General features: G+C 63.5%; 12 protein-coding genes. 2 read left to right on the plus strand and 10 right to left on the minus strand.

Annotation, left to right across the window (positions count from 1 at the left end; translation table 11 throughout):
- Positions 1-73 precede the first annotated feature (73 nt).
- From SX243_18570 to SX243_18615, 10 genes are all read right to left on the minus strand, one after another.
- Entirely contained in the window at positions 74-334 is a 261-nt protein-coding gene (locus SX243_18570) for an IS3 family transposase (GenBank protein MDY7094982.1), read from the minus strand.
- On the minus strand, positions 331-627 hold the full coding sequence (locus SX243_18575) for a transposase (protein MDY7094983.1): 297 nt from the start codon (positions 625-627) through the stop codon (positions 331-333). Before SX243_18575 ends, SX243_18570 begins: the two co-directional genes overlap by 4 nt.
- Before the next feature lie 157 nt (positions 628-784).
- The gene (locus SX243_18580; protein ID MDY7094984.1) at positions 785-1765 is read right to left on the minus strand and encodes a hypothetical protein; all 981 of its coding nucleotides are present in this window, start codon (positions 1763-1765) and stop codon (positions 785-787) included.
- 137 nt (positions 1766-1902) lie between these two features.
- A complete protein-coding gene (locus SX243_18585; protein ID MDY7094985.1) occupies positions 1903-2712 on the minus strand; it encodes a nucleotide-binding protein in 810 nt (269 codons plus the stop codon).
- 92 nt (positions 2713-2804) lie between these two features.
- Positions 2805-3536 carry a hypothetical protein gene (locus SX243_18590; GenBank protein MDY7094986.1) on the minus strand — a complete coding sequence of 244 codons (732 nt, stop codon included), beginning with the start codon at positions 3534-3536 and terminating at the stop codon, positions 2805-2807.
- 105 nt (positions 3537-3641) lie between these two features.
- On the minus strand, positions 3642-4415 hold the full coding sequence (locus SX243_18595) for a hypothetical protein (GenBank protein MDY7094987.1): 774 nt from the start codon (positions 4413-4415) through the stop codon (positions 3642-3644).
- 194 nt (positions 4416-4609) lie between these two features.
- On the minus strand, positions 4610-6241 hold the full coding sequence (locus SX243_18600; protein ID MDY7094988.1) for a CHAT domain-containing protein: 1632 nt from the start codon (positions 6239-6241) through the stop codon (positions 4610-4612).
- A gap of 526 nt (positions 6242-6767) precedes the next feature.
- On the minus strand, positions 6768-6977 hold the full coding sequence (locus SX243_18605; GenBank protein MDY7094989.1) for a hypothetical protein: 210 nt from the start codon (positions 6975-6977) through the stop codon (positions 6768-6770).
- Between the two features lie 62 nt (positions 6978-7039).
- Positions 7040-7366, minus strand: coding sequence for a hypothetical protein (locus tag SX243_18610; protein MDY7094990.1), 327 nt, complete (start codon positions 7364-7366; stop codon positions 7040-7042).
- 434 nt (positions 7367-7800) lie between these two features.
- Complete coding sequence (locus SX243_18615; GenBank protein ID MDY7094991.1) at positions 7801-9195, minus strand: PQQ-binding-like beta-propeller repeat protein; 1395 nt, start codon at positions 9193-9195, stop codon at positions 7801-7803.
- A gap of 946 nt (positions 9196-10141) precedes the next feature.
- On the opposite strand from SX243_18615, the gene ileS reads away from it, so the two are divergent.
- Both ileS and SX243_18625 read left to right on the plus strand, forming a co-directional pair.
- Entirely contained in the window at positions 10142-13006 is a 2865-nt protein-coding gene (ileS, locus tag SX243_18620; GenBank protein MDY7094992.1) for an isoleucine--tRNA ligase, read from the plus strand.
- Between the two features lie 588 nt (positions 13007-13594).
- Positions 13595-17330 (plus strand): VCBS repeat-containing protein (locus SX243_18625; GenBank protein MDY7094993.1); only part of this gene is annotated, 3736 nt, incomplete at its 3' end.

Here is a 17330-nt window from a genome sequence, read left to right on the forward strand (position 1 = left end):
ACTACGCAGTCAGCTAACCTCACCGGGAGTGAGGTTGGGCGATAAGCGGAACTGAAGCGGAAGTGTCTCCTGTTCAGTAGTTTACGCCGATTCGAATGGGTTCCTTATGCAACTGGCGGGTGAAGTCAGCGTGAATCCGCGGGCTGCCATAGGTCTTGCGGCTGGCCGTGTGGATCGCCGCAATCTCCGCCTTCAAGCGGCGATCCTGCAACTCGCGATCCGAGGGTTTTCGCCGAAGCCAAGCATAGAAGCCACTCGTCGAGACTTGCAGGACGCGGCACAGAATGGTCACCGGGTAGAAGGCCTTCTCCGCCAGGATGAACGCGTATCTCATGCGTTTTCCTTCGCGAAGAAGGCCGTCGCTTTTTTTAGGATTTCTCGTTCCATGCGCAGCTGGCGGTTCTCCCGCCGCAGCCGCCGCAGCTCCTCGAGCTCGGCGCTGGTGGCGGCTCCAGGGCGGCCGGCACCGTCATCGACCTCGGCTTGCTTGACCCAGTTGCGCAGCGAGGATTCGGTCAAATCCAGATCTCGGGCCGCCTGGGACACCGTCATCCCTCCCTCGCGGACCAGGCGCACCGCCTCGGCCTTGTACTCATCCGTGAACCGTCGTCTCTGTCGCTTTCCCATTCAGGACCTCCTGACGCATTATCGCGCCTGTTGGAGTGTCCACAAAACCGGGGCAGGGCCACTTAACAATATGCTTTTCATTTGCCGACTAACGCTTCGCGCATGAGCGGCAGCGTCAGCCGCCCTTCTCGAGGCGAGTGTTCTGCGGCCCTCGCGTTCATCGTCGCAGGTTTCGCGGTTTCGTTCTCGATGCCATCGCGCCAGCAAGTTCCTGGGCAACTTCCTTCGTCAGGACGATGGTGTATTGCCCTCCCTTGTCCGACTCGATCATCAATGCATCGGCTGCAGTCACCGTGATCTCCGAATCAACCAAAACATGCCAACTCAGATCGAAGTCATACTTGCCAGTGCTGTTCCCCTTGAAGGATATCCCGCCCTCGGTCAGCTTCACCAGGAACCCACTCCGTCTACCGAATGCTGTATCGCAGACTGCTTCGTGTTCGAAAAGGGGCGGACTCTCCCGCGGAGCCGTGGGTACGGGACCTGCCGTGGCTGCGGGACCTGAGTTATCTTGGTCTCCTTTGGACCGTCTTGGCGGCTTCTTCGGATGGCGTGCGCGGCTCTTCTCTTCAGTTCTAGTCGACGGGGATCCAATGCTACTCAGACTCGGGACAACCACTTCTCCTGTTCCTTTGAATAGTCCCTTTGCTTCGTCGTACTCACAGCCGAAGAGCGAGGGCAAAGTTCCCTTCATCTGCCATCCGACGTAGTAGCTGTCAGTATCAGAGAAGATGATGGGCAGGGCGTCAGGGTTCGAAGGGGCCTTAGCCCTGACTAGCGGCCGAATGCTGAAGAGAACTTCCCAGGGATCCTCCCGGAACGCAGCTTGGAGTTTCTCTGTCGTCGAGAGCATCGCTGTCGACAGAAGATCCTCTCCCAAACTTCGCTGGAGCGGCTCAAGAAGGGCATACACATCCGACTTGCGTTCCATCGCGCGGAGCCGCACCTCACTGTCCGTCGCTCTCACCTCTTTCAAGCTTTCAGCGTAGAAGATCCGCTCTGAAAGTTTCTCAATCGCAATGTTCGCGGTTCTGAGTTCATCAAGAATTGACTCCTGTGCTTCGCCCTGCCGGATTCCACTAACCCAACTGTGGAGGCCGGCAACACTCGATAGCACTGACAGTGCCGAACCAATCAAACCTCTTCTCCGTTCAGGCTATCGCTCTGGACGTCAAGGCGACGCATAGGTAGTTCGCCGAACGGAGTGCAGTTCAGCGCAGCGCGAAGCGCTTGCGTCTGGAACTGCTGGGTTAGAAGACGATGCACAAATACTCATCAGATCGCTTTGTTAAGATCCACATCAATCCCCGCTTGCTTCAGGTCCTTCGCAAGTGCAAACTGCCAGGCGCCATTTGCGTCCAATGGTATATACACCAGCCCTGAGTAGTCTGACGGCCGCTCGACTCCCTCATCAACCAGCGCGCAAACACGATTTCGACCGAGCTTTCCCATGAAATAGCCAAACTCAAAAACAACGTTCTGGCGGGCACGTTTCGACAGTTTGTCAGCCACCGCGCCTTTGGGGCCGCCGATGTCGTCGGAGGTCATGAGCGCAATTGCGTAGCCGACCTCCGAATGTTCCTCGAACTTCTCAATGATCGTTCGCCCGGAGTTTGGCATCTCATGCAAGATGGTCACGTCGAGTCCGATGCGCTGCAGGAAGCGCGCTACGAGTTCCCTGGCCGCCACGTCGTGGCCATGGACCAGGAAGACCTCTTTCCCTAACTCTGGGTCTTGCTTCTCCTTCTCCGTAGCCTTTAGAGGCTCGGGCCGCGTCCTGACGATCGCTCGCAATGCACCTATGGCGGACGCGAATCCTCCAACGTTTCTCTTGTTGTTCGTTTCACTGTCAAGATCTTCCCAGTAGAAGGTTGCGAGGTTCCATCCGTCGTAGAACATCCCGACAGGTGACGATTTCTCGAATATTTTGCCATGAGGATCGATCACCGCAATGACTGTCTTTGCATACTCGCCCCATTCATGATGTCGCCAGGACAGTCCAGCCTCTGGATCGAGTTGTTCCAGCAGAGTCTCACCTTCAACCAGATGCCGTTCGAGTTCTTGGTAGGCCTTTTCGATATCCATCGTACCCTCGTAGGTCGCTAGTCAGAAGCGTCTTCTAACGTGTTTGAGGTAAGCGGCGCGGCCCGCAGGGCCGTGCCCGCTTCACCGATGGGTTAGCTGTTGTCTCCATCATGCTTATCCTGCACCTGCAAGATGCGACCTGAGTTCAGCTCAAAGAGCCACACGCTACGAAACTGGCTACCGCTGAGAGCTTGCCTGACAAGGCGGAGGTAGCCTGGCCTCCACTCAGTGCCGACATCCATCGGCTGCAGCTCAAAATAACCTAGCAGGTGGAGATCTGCTGGCGTCGAATAGTCGCGCTGGAGTTTAGAGTTAATGGTCTTAAGGGTAGGATCGCTGAATGACGTGACAGCCTCCACATAGAAGGATGGACCCGGAGAATCGCCTCGAACCACCTCGAGCCGCGTTATCTCAGTGGAGAGAGCTGTGCGAGCGAGCTCCAGCTTGCCCTCCGGCCGACCTCTCAACTGCTTCAGATATTCGACTACTGCAGCTGCTGCGTTCCGCCGGCGTTGCATGGATGAACTTCGATCGAAAACAACTGAGATTAGAGCGTCATCGAAGTTGGCCCTGAAGTGGCTATCCCCGGCGACCGCGTCGAGCAGCAGCCGCTCCAAACGCAACTGCTGCGAGGTTGCGGTCGCCAGGTCGCGATCTACTACTTCTACCAACTCGAAGGCGAGTTCCTTACCGTCTTCGGTTCGGCAGTAGATGTCGGGCCGGGGTGGTTCTCTCTTTTCTATCGAGGTCGGATCGATGCGAAGTGGGCAATACTCCGAGAACCTCTCGAAGACCCTCAGCTCCTGTCTCGAATGCTCGGGCATCTTGCTACGGTCGAAGACAGCTAACGGTTGGGCTTTCACCGGCCAGTGGAGCGCGAAGCGCGGAGCCGGTCCGTGTGCAAAGCCAGGGTTGGGCGGTTCCCTGAATCATGAATCCGAAACCGCAGAAGAGTCGGTTGCCAAATCTCTAGCTTCGTAACTGGTACCTACACCGGCCCTCTCGGAAGGTAGGAGGTGCCCTGGTCGAGCCCACTCCCAGTGTCCGCTGTTGATCTCGGTTCTGTCGGACTTGTAACCTACCCACTGCCCTACCATGATCTCCCTACCACCGGTACCCGGTATAAACTTAAACTGGAAGGCACCCTTCCACGGATTCTTGTCCTTAATCTGCCACCAAGTACCGGTCAATATATCGCCAGCTAGATCTGCCTTGAATGAGTAGTAGCTCTTCGTTGGTTGGCCGTTCCTCTTGGGGCCCTGGAGAGTGCTGAACACCCCCCAGACGGCTCTTCCGTCCTGATAGATTTGCGCGCTCTCCGAGAACGCAAGTTTTCGATCTTCTACGTTATTGTGGCGCCAGTCCCACATCCTCCAGCGCCCGCTTAGGTCGTACTCTGCTCCAGGGCCTCGGCTCGGATCACCGTGGGCATACTCAAATAGCTCTTTCGCGATTCTCGAATAGCGCTCCTCGGCAGAACCTGCGTGGAAGACTCCTTGTCGTTCAAGAATGAAGTACACCGCCGCATACGCGACCAGCGCGGCGATCAAGCTGGGAACAATCTGCGTAACCAACTCCAGCCAAGAAGCCGCTTCGCTAATACTCTTGGTGCCTAACGAAACCCATAGAATAGCGAGCGCCGTGGCTGTCGTTACGGCCAGCACTGCGGAAAGATATCTAATCGCCTTACCTGCCCCTGCCACCTGCTATCTCCTCCCCAAAGTGACGTGATCGCGCCGACCGCCCAACGTTCGAAGCTCACCGACGCCGCTGGCGATGGCTGTTCGAAGATGAGTCAGCGGCCAACCCACCGGAACACCGACTGCCAAGGCAAAGCCGAGCGGTGATCGGTGGAGCGATTTGTTGGCCGTCGACCCCGATCCCTACGCCTGGAATGCTATTCATGCTTCTCATACCTCCAGTTCTCGAACCTGAGCTGCGACCTGAGCACGTCGGGAACGTACTCCGAGAACTTTCCGAATTCCACCGAGACAGTACGCGATAAGGAGACGCACGTCCTGCAGTAGCTCGAAACAGTCCGCGCGATCTCACTCGCGTTGTCCGGCGGTAGCAACTGTGCCTCCTCCGTGCGAACCCTTGAGAGCAGAGCCATTGCCTGAAGAGGAGTGCGAAGGTTTCCGAGGACATCGTCTCCTCGTTGGACATACGGAGCGCATTGGTCGAGTATCGACTGCGCCTTCTCTATGGCCAGAGGATGAAACGAATCCTTCCGGCGGTCGAGTACTTCCTTGAGGCCTGCTGACAGAGCCTTTACCGCTTTCAGGTCTTTCTCAATTCCACCCAAGACTTGCTTGCCAGCCGACGCTGACCCGCTTCCTCGCCCTCCGCTCTTCTCTAGCGCTGTCGCCGCAGATGCCAAGAGCGAGATGTCCGAAGAACGAGAAGAAAAGAATCCTCTGTAGAGTGAATTCAGCAGAGAAGCAAGAGACCGAAAGTCGGATTCCTTTGGAGCCCTAAGGACCACACCGACTTGACTCTCCGCACCGGGCCTTTGGATTAGTGTGGGGGTATTCGACTCTGCAGGATGATCAATCTTCAACTTGGCGACCGCCTGCTGAAAAGCTTCATCGACGGGCCTACCAAAGGCAAGCGCGCTATAAAACTGACCTGAGAAGTCGCGCGCCGCACCATCACCCACTCCAGCCCTCATGCCTACGGTGAAATCCACGATCCGAGAGATGGCCAGAGCCTGTGACTCCGAATGGCAAGAGTTCAGAACGACTACCTGAACACTTGGAACGAATGGGATAAACAGGTCCAACAGCTGCTCTGCTGATAGCAGTCGCGGTGCGCCATCGTTCTGCACGATACAGATTCCGCCCGCTGCGCCCGCTTCACCGTGACCGCTGAAGTGAACAATCTTCGGACGGAGTTCATTGAGAGCCTCGAGAATGTCGTCAAGTCTGACAGCCCACCTTGTTTCCAGCCTGATAGCGTCCCTGTGCGAACCGGAGCGGATCCGCTTTAAGATGAGACGCGCCTCCTCGTCCAGCTGCAGACGCGAAGTCTGGTCTGGGTTGGCGGCCAAGAACAGAATACTGAGATCAGTGGTGTTAGCAGGAATCATGTTCGCCTTTTCTCTAGGCTTAACGTCAATTCCCTGATCACGACGTCTAGAGAAGGTCTCAGCCTCCTCCAGAATAAGAGCGATCATCCGGGGAAAATAGGCTTGCTGGGGTCGTTCGGTAACACCATGCGACCGAAGCTTGGCAAGGACCGGTCGCTCTAGCTTCCGCGCAGCTCGCTTGATAGCGATCTTGATGTCCCGCTTGACCCTCCTTGGGTCGTTCGGAGTCAGTGGATTGTCGGTTATCCCGTAGACAGGGTTCAGGACGGAAGCAACCTCCCTGGCCGACTCATAGGTCGCCGCCTTGAGAGCAAATTCCAAGCTCTCTCGCAGTTCTCTTGAGCTCTCGGCCTCGGTCTCTGCGGCGGAGATCTCCTTCCTCAAGTGCTTCTCAATCTCCAAGAGACGCTTCCCGAGGTTATCCCGGGCGTACTTCCGCATCAGTCGTGCTGGGTCTGCTCGCCCTCGCGTTCGTTTCATCCTGTCTTGACCCATTGCCCTTTTCGGGTGCCTCGCTCATTGATTGACAAAGAGGTCTGGCGCGCAACTACCCTGCAAGAACCCGAGACGGCTAACCTTAGATTGACTACCTCTTGCCACAATCTGCCTACACGGCATCTGGGACCTCTGGGTCAAGACTCTCTCCCCTTACAAGATGCTCTTTTTCTTCATCATACGGCGTCGGAGGAACTAGCGTCAATCTCGGGGCCTGTCCAATATGCGAGCCACGACAGGGTCTGTCGCGGGGTTTTTGCCTATCCGACAAGCTTCACCGCTGAGGCAAGACGCGATAACGAGTACTCCCTTTTGTTATGGGACGAATAGCAGGCTCCCTGGCTGCCTATGCGACAGGGAGGCCTGTCGGATAGGCAGATCGCTATCTGTCGTATAGGCGCTGTCGGATAGGCAGCTTTTTGGAAGTCGTGGTGGCGGGAGGCAGGAGGGAAGATTTCTCCTCCACGGTGACTCAGCCATCCTGGATTCGCCGGGCGTGCTGAAACCCGATGTAGGGGTAGCAGATGACGAGTCGCACCCTGTACTCCGACCCGTCGGATTCCATGCCCACCACGAACCAACCTTCTTCTACGAGCACCAGGACAACCCGGACCAGGTAGGTCGACGCAGCGGTGGAGCTCAGAGAGACTGCCCCGACCGCCGCGGTTGGCTTCTTTTTCATGCCGGTGGCCACCCAGGCCGCTGGCCGGGTTGAGCGGAGGCTCGAGCCGAGCGGTAAAGGCTTTACTGGTTCGACTTAGAAAGCCCTTCGAACCACTCCCGATACGGAGTGTTGATCGCCATGCGCCGGTTGTAGTCCGGGGCACCGTCCGTCCACCACGGATCGCCCCGTTCTCCGAGAGCGACCTTGGCCTCCTCGATGAGGCGACGGGCCTCGAGCCGGGCCGGGTCGTCCCCGGTCCTCCGGGCATGCCCGAGCTTCGACCGCGCTCCCATCAATTGAGCCACCAAGGCTTGCCGCCGAGCTTCCGGCAAGTCTGGATTCGCCATGCGCCAGAGGCGACCCCGAACGACAAAGTAGCGGCCATCGGGGGTGACTGGGTGATTCATCGGGGACTCACTGATCGATGGAAGCTCCTGTCGCCCCTCCGGGGCTTGGGAATTCTTCGGATCACACACCCGGGGCTCGCGCCCCGGGCTAGATGCCTTCGCCCCTCCGGGGCTCCGTTGTGCCGCCGGGGCTCCGTTGTGGCGAATGCCCGTGAGCATCGAGGGCAGGCACAAGACCTGCCCCTACTTCTGGTTGGCTGCCAGCAGGTATTTCATCCCCGCGGGTGATTCGGATCGCATACCCGGGGCTCGCGCCCCGGGCTAGATGCCTCCGCCCCTCCGGGGCTCCGCTGTGCTGCCGGGGCTCCGTTGTGGCGAATGCCCGTGAGCATCGAGGGCAGGCACAAGACCTGCCCCTACCTCTGGTTGGCTGCCGGGAGGTATTTCGTCCTCGCGGGTGATTCGGATCGCACACCCGGGGCTCGCGCCCCGGGCTAGATGCCTCCGCCCCTCCGGGGCTCCGTTGTGCCATCCGTGCTTGGCCCATGGGGCCAGCGATACGCCACCATCCCATGCAGGCTGCGCACGAAGACCTCGTCGCCGGCGACCGCGAGGTGGGCCCAGGCTTCTTCTTCGCTGACCTGGCGGCGGTCGAGGAGGCGGAATTCTTTGGCGGTGGGGTGGATCAGGAGGAGTTCGCCGCGCTCGTCGAGGGCTAGGAGGCGGTCGCCGCGGACGGCCACGCTCCAGTACTTGCCGAAGGGGGTGGTGGTCCACGGAGATTCGCCGGTTGCCAGGTCGATGCAGGTGAAGCGGCCGTTGCCCAGGTGCAGGTAGGCGTGGCCGTCGAGGATCACCGGGGACGACATATTGCCGCTGGCCTTGAAGGTCCACTCCTCTTCACTGCTCCACCCGTCCTCCGCCGCCCGCACCCGGTAGAGCCGCGAGCCGTTGCGGTGGCTGGAGGTGAAGACGGCGTCGGGCTGGTTGGCCGTGCGGTAGACGGTGGGGGTGAGGATGTTCATGCCGCGGAAGTTGGGCACTTCTTCCTGCCACAGCACCTCGCCGCTCTCCGGATCGAGGCCTTGAAGGTGAGAGCGGCTCTGCACCAGCAGCTGGCGCTGGCCGTCGAGGGAGGTCAGCACCGGCGAGGAGAAAGCGCCGTCGGAGGTCATCTCGCCGTCCGCCACGGCGCTGCGCCAAACCACCTCGCCGGTGGCCTTGGCCAGCTTCACCACCGAGTTGGCGGCCTGGACGTAGACGTGCTGCCCGTCCACCAGCGGCGAGCTGGAGAAGCCGGAGCTGGGCACGTCGGTGCCGAAGCGTTGGGGGAAGTCGATGCGCCAGAGGAGCTCGCCGGTGGCGCCGTCGAAGGCGGAGAAAAGCTCATTCATGCCGCCGACGAAGAGGGTTTGGCCGTCGTAGGCGGGGGTCGAGCGGATCCAATCGCCGTTGGCGGCGGCGAAGAAGGGGACTGATCCCTTGCCCGGCCAGGAGGCCCGCCACAGCTCCTTACCGGTGGCGCGGTCCAGGGCGCGCACCACCTCGGTGTCGCCGCCGACGGTCTCGGTGATGAAGACCCGATCCCCGGCGACGATGGGACCGGAGTAGCTGGGCCCCAAGCCCTCCAGCTGCCAGCTCACCTCCAGCCCCGCCAGGGAATCCGGCCAGGGAGCGCCGGGGGCCGAGCCGTCACGCTCCGGACCGCGCCATTGGGTCCAGCCGGGATCGGTGGCTGCGGAGGTGGCAGGCTGAGCCAGCGCCGGGCTGCTCGACAGGAGGACGACGAGCAGCAAGACCAGCACGGTCAGCACGGCGAGGTGCGCCATCGAGAGGGATGATGCGGCGCGGCGAGCGCGGGCGAGGGGACGCGGCGGTGAGATCTTCATGGCGTCAGGCTAACCGCAGAAGGCTCCAGGCCGGTAGATTCGTCGGCTTTGGGCCCTGGCACTGTCTTCGACCGGCAAATTTCACTCTAGGAGCTTCCTGCGAGCCGCATTAGAGCTTCCTCGCCACGCCGCAGCTCCGGTGGCACAGCAGAGCCCCGGAGGGGCGGAAGCATCTAGCCCGGGGCGCAAGCCCCGGGGGTGCTCCCTCGCCACGCCGGAGCTCCGGTGGCACAGCAGAGCCCCGGAGGGGCGGAAGCATCTAGCCCGGGGCGCGAGCCCCGGGGGTGCGAACCGAAGAACTCCCAAGCCCCGGAGGGGCGGCAGGAACTCTCCGCCCCCCCGGCGGCAAGAACCTATTTTCGTCTTCGCGGGTGATTCAGAGAAGCATACCCGGCTGCTAGCAGCCCGTGGTGAAATTCAGACGCCTGCGAGAGCGAGCAATTTTTCGCCGAATCGAGGCCGGAAAACCGCAGGCGATGCGGGTATCGGCGAGGTTTTCGAACGAAGATTCGGCGGAAAAGGGCCGCTCGTAGCGCGGCTCGACTTTTGCTACGGGCTGCTAGGGCAGCGTTGGGAGCGAGGAGTTGGAAGAAGCCGCCACGGAATTCTTGCACCAGAGGAAACTAGCTGCTTCCGAGCTGCTGAATGAGCTCTGCCGGCCGAGAAGTCTCGGTTCAGAACACGACCGGCTCGCCCGAAACTTGACGCCCACCCCCACTTTCGCGCATCCTTAGAGCCTATGAACGCGCTCGCGACCCGTACCGCCGTGATTATCAGCCCCAGCTAGGCGGGGCCCGGCACGAGCGTGTGACGAAGCTGGCCTCGCCCTCGGGCGGGGCCTTTTTCGTTGGGGAGGTCCTGCCGGGGCCGGCCCCGTGATCAATTCTCGAAATCATCCCAACGGGCGGAGAGCTCCCTAGCGGCGAGCCTCCAGGATAGGAAAGCCATGAGCGATACGACCCAGGTGGCGGACGAGAAAGAGCGCAAGAAGCGCTATAAGAAGAGTCTCAACCTGCCCAAGACCCCCTTCCCCATGCGCGCCAACCTGGCGCAGAACGAGCCCCAGAGCCTGAAGCGCTGGCAGAAGGAGGATCTCTACCGGCAGCTGATGGAGGCTCGCAAGGAGGCGGAGCCCTTCCCCTTCCACGACGGCCCGCCCTACGCCAACGGCGAGATCCACGTCGGCCACTTGCTCAACAAGGTGCTCAAGGACATCGTGGTGCGCAGCCGCAACATGGCGGGGAACTATTGCCCCTTCGTGCCCGGCTGGGATTGCCACGGACTGCCCATCGAGCATCGGGTGATGATCGAGCTGGTGGAGTCCGGAAAGATGGAGAAGATCGCCGGCCTGGACGAGGACACCCGGCGCATGGCGGTGCGGCGGGAGTGTGCCCGCTACGCCGAGAAGTATAAGAAGGTGCAGGCGGCGCAGCTGGAGCGGCTGCTGACCCTGGCGGATTACGACAATCCTTACATGACCATGAACCCCGGCTACGAAGCCTCGGTGCTGGAGGTTTTCGGCGATTTGCTGGAGCAGGGGTTGGTCTACCGCGCCTTGAAGCCGGTGCATTGGTCCATCGCCAACGAGACCGCCCTGGCGGAGGCGGAGCTGGAGTACAAGGATCGGCGGGATCCCTCCATCTACGTGCACTTCGACGCCGAGGATTCGGCGGCGGTGGCGGAGGCCTTCGGTGTCGATAGCGGCGAGCTCAGCGGGCTCACTCCGGGTTTCCTGATCTGGACTACCACCCCCTGGACCCTCCCCGCCAACGTGCTCATCGCCGTGCACCGCAGCTTCCAATATTCGCTGGTCAAGGTCGGCGACCACGCCACGGTCATCGCCAGCGACCTGGTGCCGACGGTGGCGAAGGTGGCCGGGCGGGAGGATCTGGAGGTGTTGGGTCAGACCACCGGCGACAAGCTCCTGGGGCTGCGCTATGGCCATCCCTTCGTCGAGCGTGCCTTCTCCGGCAATCAGGGGAAGATCGTCGAGGCCGACTACGTCACTCTGGAGGACGGCACCGGCCTGGTGCACACGGCCCCCGGGCACGGCCAGGAGGACTACGTCACCGGCCTCAAGGAAGGGCTGGAGATCTACTCGCCGGTGCGCGGCGACGGCACCTACGACGACACGGTGCCGGAGTGGCTCCGGGGGCTCTCGGTGTGGGACGCCAATCCCAAGATCATCGAGCACCTGCAGGAGAGCGGCCACCTCTACCACCACTTCGAGTTCAGCCACTCCTATCCCCACGACTGGCGTTCCAAGACGCCGGTGATCTTCCGCTGCACGGAGCAGTGGTTCATCGGCGTCGATCGGCCCACGGAGCGGGACGGCCGATCCCTGCGGGAGATGGCCCTGGAGGCGACGGAGTCGAAGATCCGCTTCGTCCCCGCCTGGGGCGCCAAGCGCCTCAAGGGCATGCTCGAGGCGCGGCCGGATTGGTGCATCTCGCGGCAGCGGGCCTGGGGCCTCCCCATCCCCGCCTTCCGCCGTCCCGACGGCTCGACCTTCCTCACCACCGCCTCGGTGCGGGCGGTGGCGCAGGTCTTCGTGCAGAAGGGCAGCGACGCCTGGTTCACTGCCGATGCGGCGACGCTGCTGGCGCACTATGACGCCGCGGCGGATCCAGAGGCGCCGGAGGGTCTGGAGGTCGAGAGCCTGGTCAAGATGTACGACATCTTCGACGTCTGGTTCGAGTCCGGCTCGTCGTGGAACGCGGTGATGCGCCGCCGCGGCCTGGGCTTCCCGGTGAAGCTCTACCTGGAAGGCTCAGACCAGCACCGCGGCTGGTTCCAGCTCTCGCTACTCCCGGGCCTGGGAGCCACCGGTCAGCCGCCCTTCGAAGCGCTGCTGACCCACGGCTTCATGGTCGACAAGGACGGCAAGAAGATGAGCAAATCCCTGGGCAACGCCCTCCAGGTGGAGGATCTGCTGCAGGATTTCGGCGCCGACGTCTGCCGCTGGTGGGTCAGCTCCCTGGCCTTCGAGAACGACATCAAGGTCGACCTGGAGTATTTCGAGATCGCCGGTGAGTCCTACCGCAAGGTGCGCAACACGCTGCGCTTCCTGCTCTCGAACCTCCACGACTTCGACCCGGAGAAGGCGGCGACCTTGGAGGAGATCGACGCCTTCTCTCTCGACGCCTGGGCGCTGGAGCGCACGGCGGAGCTGCGGCGCAAGGTGCTGGCGGCCTACGACGGCTATCAATTCCGCCAGGCCCACCTGCTGCTCTTCGATTTCTGCAACGAGACCCTCTCCGCGGTGTACCTCAACGCGGTGAAGGATCGCCTGTACTGCGACCGCGCCGACTCCCCCCGGCGGCGGTCCACCCAAAGCGCGCTGTGGCAGATCTCCCAGGTGCTGGTGGCGCTCCTCGGGCCGATCCTCCCCCACACCGCCGACGAGGCCTGGCGGGCGCTCTTGGGAGACGACGACGCCTGCCTGCACCTGGCGACCTATCCGCAGCTCGACTACCAGGCCGACGCCGGCTGGGCGCAGGTGCTCGCCGTGCGCGAGGCCGTAGCCAAGGCCCTCGAAGGCTCCAAGGCCCGGGGCATCGAGAATCCCCTCGACGCCGGCGTCACCGTGCCCGACGCCGACGGCGCCCTGGAACCCTTCGCGGCGGAGCTGGCGGACGTCTTCGGCGTCTCCCGAGTCGAGCGCTCGGCGACGGCGACGGCGGTGGAGGTCCAGGACCTCCGGGAGGAGCCCCGCTGCGAGCGCTCCTGGCGCCGGGACGAAACCGTCGCCCAGCGCAGCGACGGCGGCTGGCTCAGCGACCGCGATGCGGAGGCGGTGGGGTTGGGGTGAGCTCGGACTCTGCGGGTCACTAAGCCCTGGCTCCCACGCTCCGGCGTGGGAGCACTGGGGAGACGCTCCAGCGTCGGGGGCGGGGGATCGTACCGGGGGAGGGCTTTTTCTTCTAGAACCCTCAAGCTCCAAGCCCCCCGCGAGGGGTTGAAACCCCTCGCTAGTGCATCTCGTCCCTGGCGGGACGACACCCCCACCCTGCCCCGGAGATCTTCGGGTAGCCGATCCTCTTTCGCTCGAATGCCGAGCGGTGAGCTTCCCCCTCTACCGGCAGGTGGGGCGGAGGCTGGGAGAGGGGGACCGGAGGGGGTGAGGGCTTGGCTCCAACGACGCATTCAACGCTGAAATCTCTCACCAGATCGAGCTATCCGCCTCCGAGCTGCTCGATAAGCCTCTACAGCCGGCAGAATTCAGGTCAGGCACTACCGAGGAAACCCCTGGCCGGCCCCTCCAAGCCACTCGGCAAGAGTGATAGCTTCGCCCGAACAATCTAGAAGCCTTGGTTCCGCAGCCCTCCCACGAGGGTGAGGACTGCCCTTTCCAAAATCGCTCCCGGGAACGGCGGCAAGGCTTGGGAGAACAGGCAGAATGCTCCAATGCCGCCGCCGTCCCCTGCTGTGCTTTGTCTTCGGCCTCCTGGCAGCCGTCCTGGCAGCCCCCGCGGCGCAAGCCGTAGCCCCCCTCACCGAGCCCATCGAGACCGCCGCCGGCGAGACCCAGGGAGATTGGGCGGACCAGCTGGTATTCGAAATGCCGCCGTCGCCGCGGGGATTTGCTCCGCGGATCGTGCTGCTGCACGCCAAGGACGCCCGCGGGTCCGTGGTGGGGGACGGTTTCGTGCTCTCCGCCGGGGGCAGCATCGTGCGCCGCTCCGCCACCGGCGGGGTGCCCGGACACACGAAGGAAGATCTCTATCTCCTCGACGGGCAGGCCCTGGTTCCGGTGGAAGGAGACCTCGGGAGCGCCGCTCATGGCTCGGGCCTCCCTTCGCGGGTGGAAAGGGCCAGACCGGGGACACAGGCCGGGATGGAACTCCGCCAGGAGCTCTACCGTCTGGAAGACGACCGCGGGGACGTCATCCGCTGGCACCGCGCCTCCAACACCTGGACCCGCACCCGCGACGGCTGGACCTGGGTTTACGGCCAGCGGTTCTTCAGCGATGGGGATGCCGGCGCGGAGGGTGGCGTGGGAGCCCGGATCCGAGGAGCCCGGGCGAGAGAGAAACTAGTCCAAGGAGCTACGATTCCGAGATTCGGAGCCTTCCTCGGCCCCACCGGCGTCAACGCCACCCAACGCCTGGTGCATCGAGACGACCCGCGGATCCACGGCCGAGCCCGCCCCCACGCTGGAGCTCTGGATCTCGACACCTCCGGCCCAGTCTCTCCTCCCAGCACCTTCGACACCGCCACCGGCCCCTGCTCGGTGACCGAGGCAGAGCCTCTCCCCCGCTGCAACACCGCCCGCTGGATGCTCTCCCGGGTCGAGGATCCCTACGGCAACTGGATGCTCTACCACTACACCGTCGAGCCCATGCCGGAGAAGGTCGGCGCCCTCTACGGCCCGGGGGACGGACGGCGACTGCTGTTGGAGCGCATCGAGTGGTTCGCCGCGGCCTCCCAAGAAGCTAGCAGCCAAGCTCTCGGCGAGGTCGTCTTCCGCTACGGCCCCCAGCCGGCGCCCCGGCTGAGCTTCGCCGGCGGCACTCGGAGCTTCTCCGGACAGCGCCTCACCGCGGTAGAAGTGCTCAGCGGCAGCGGTGAGACCTACGCCCTCTACGAGCTCGAGTACAAGGACGAGGGCGGAGAGGATTGCGATGGCGAGCCGCTGCGGCTCAACGGCGACGACAGCCGCGACCTGGAAGGCGAGCGGCCCCTCCAATCCCTGCTGCGCCGGGTGGTCCGGGTCGATCCCGAGGAGCCCAGCCGCCGGCGGACCCTGCGCTGCCTGGAGACCCATCACGAGCCGCTTCGAGCCTCCCAATGGAGCGACGAAGAGAACATCACCGAGCTCGTCCGGGCTCCCGGCCTGACCTTCTATCCGGGAGACACCCGCATCACCCCGGTGCCGGTGGAGGTCAACGGCGACGGCAAGATGGACCTGCTCCTCCTCGCCTCCGGCAGCCGCTCGTACGACGACCGCCTCTTCCTCGCCCAAGGTCGCCAGCACCGCAAGCCCTTCGAAGAGGACGAGGACGACCCGGGCTCGAACGCCTGGCTGGAGCTCGCCGACCGCCACTTGAGCCCCGACGAGCCCTTCCTGCTGGCGGATTTCAACCGTGACGGCTACACCGACGCCCTCTACCCCGACGGCGAAGAGCAGGGCGCGCTACGCCTCTACACCCCGGTCTTTCACGACTTCAGCTCCATCGAGGTCGATGTGACCGAATGCGACCTACGCTTCGCCACCAGCGCCGACATCGACGGCGACGGCTACCCGGACCTGGTTCGGCGAAGCCACACCAAGACCGACGACTGCCCCGGCCGGGGCCGCACCCGCTGGCTGCGCAATCGGGGAGAAGACCCGTGGTTCGCCGAGGCGGACTGGCAGGATCTGCAGGTGCCCCTGGACGCCCTGGGCATCAAGGCATTGGAGATGGAAATCCCGGACCTCAATCCGGATTGGACGCCGGCCCTCTTCGCCGCCGAGCAGGCGAGCTTCCACGACGTCAACGGCGACGGCATCGCCGACCTGCTCTACGCCTTCTACCAGCGCTGGGAACAACATCTGAACTTTTCGGCCTGCCCCGATCCGCCCCCCAGCGGCGACGAAGAACCCTGCCAGTGGCGACCGGACACCCAAAGCGTCTACAGCCGCATTTTCTTCGGCGACGGCTACGGCCACTTCGTCGACTCCAGGCTCCACGCCGGGGCTCCCACCTACCATCACTATCCCGGCTGGCCCGGCTGGTACTTCACCACCTACCGGGCGCTCCAGGATTTGGACCGCAGCGGCACCCCGGAGCTGCTCCACGGCCTGCGCCCCTCCGGCTCCGAGCCCTACGTGGCCGTCGCCTCCTGGCGGGGAGTGGCCTATGGCTTCTCCCGCGGCACCGTCGGAGGAGCGCAGAATCCCTGGGCTCCGGACGAGCTCCTCCAGCTTCCCCTGCACGAATATCCGGACCAGGGCAACGATTGCTTCGACGAGCCGGAGCACCAGAATCTTTCCGTGCCGGTGATCGCCGACTTCGACGGCGACGGATTCCCGGACCTCCTGGAGTTGCGCTGGGACAAAGAGCGCCGGCAAAGCTCCTGCGACCAGAGCGGCTGGTGCGCGGGCATCCGCTGGTCGGAGCGGACGGTGAGTCAAGGGCGGGTGACTTCCAGCGACGGCAGCTGGGGAGGTCGCACGCACCTGGAATGGGGTTTCACCGGCACCTCCCTGCTCTACGACAACATCGAGCTGCGCAGCTCGGCGGAGGTTCTCACCGCTGCCGACGGCGCCTCCGGACGAGAGGAGATGGGCTACGGCTGGGGCCTCCACGCCGACGGCGCCTTCCGCGGCTTCGGCCTGGTGCGCCGGCGCAATGCCCGCGGCGGCCTGGTGACCTCCGTGACGGGCCAATCCCCGCCGCTCCAGGGCCGGCCGCTGCTGCGCGCCCGGCACCGCCAGGGCGGAGACCTGGAGAAGGTCACCGTCACCGCCTACGGCCGGCTGACGGAGGACGGGAAAGGCTACGCCCTGGACGTCGAGCCGCCCTACTTCAATCCCCTGCTGCGGGAGTGTCATTTCGAGATCGAGCGCACGTCCCAAGTCCCCGAGCTCCACGAGCTGATCCGCGAGTGCTACGCCTGGAACGGCCGCACCGCTCCCAGCAGGGGTGAGCTGTGGGCCGCCTACGGCCTCGACCGCTGGATCTTCCGCACCCCCGAGCGCAACACCGCCTGGGCCGCGTGGAACGCTCCGGGTGAGGACGAGGAGGAGCTCCATCCTCTGAGCAGCTGGGAGGATGAGCCGCTGCTCTTCTGGCCCCAACTCCTCCAGCCCTACTACCGGGAAGTCGGCTGGCGCTGGCCGGAACCGGCGCCGGTGCGCGGCAGCGGCCAGCTCTTCGAGCCAGGCCCAACGGTTCGGCCGAACTCACGCCTCGGCAGGGACTCGGCCCTCGGCCAGCAGAGAGACAAGGTGACGGATGAGCTAACGGGCGAGCGGCCCGTCCACCCGATCCTCGAGGCTCCGACCTGGCTGCCGGAGGAGCCGGATATCGAGCGAGTCCTGGCGCGTCTGCCGGAGCCCGCCCGCGGTGAGGGCTGGACCCTCCACGTCACCGACTACCTCTACGAAGATCCGGCGGTGCCCCGCCCCACCCGCATCCTCTACCACCGCA

It is taken from the genome of Acidobacteriota bacterium (assembly GCA_034211275.1).
In the GTDB taxonomy this organism is placed as follows: Bacteria; Acidobacteriota; Thermoanaerobaculia; order Multivoradales; family JAHZIX01; genus JAGQSE01.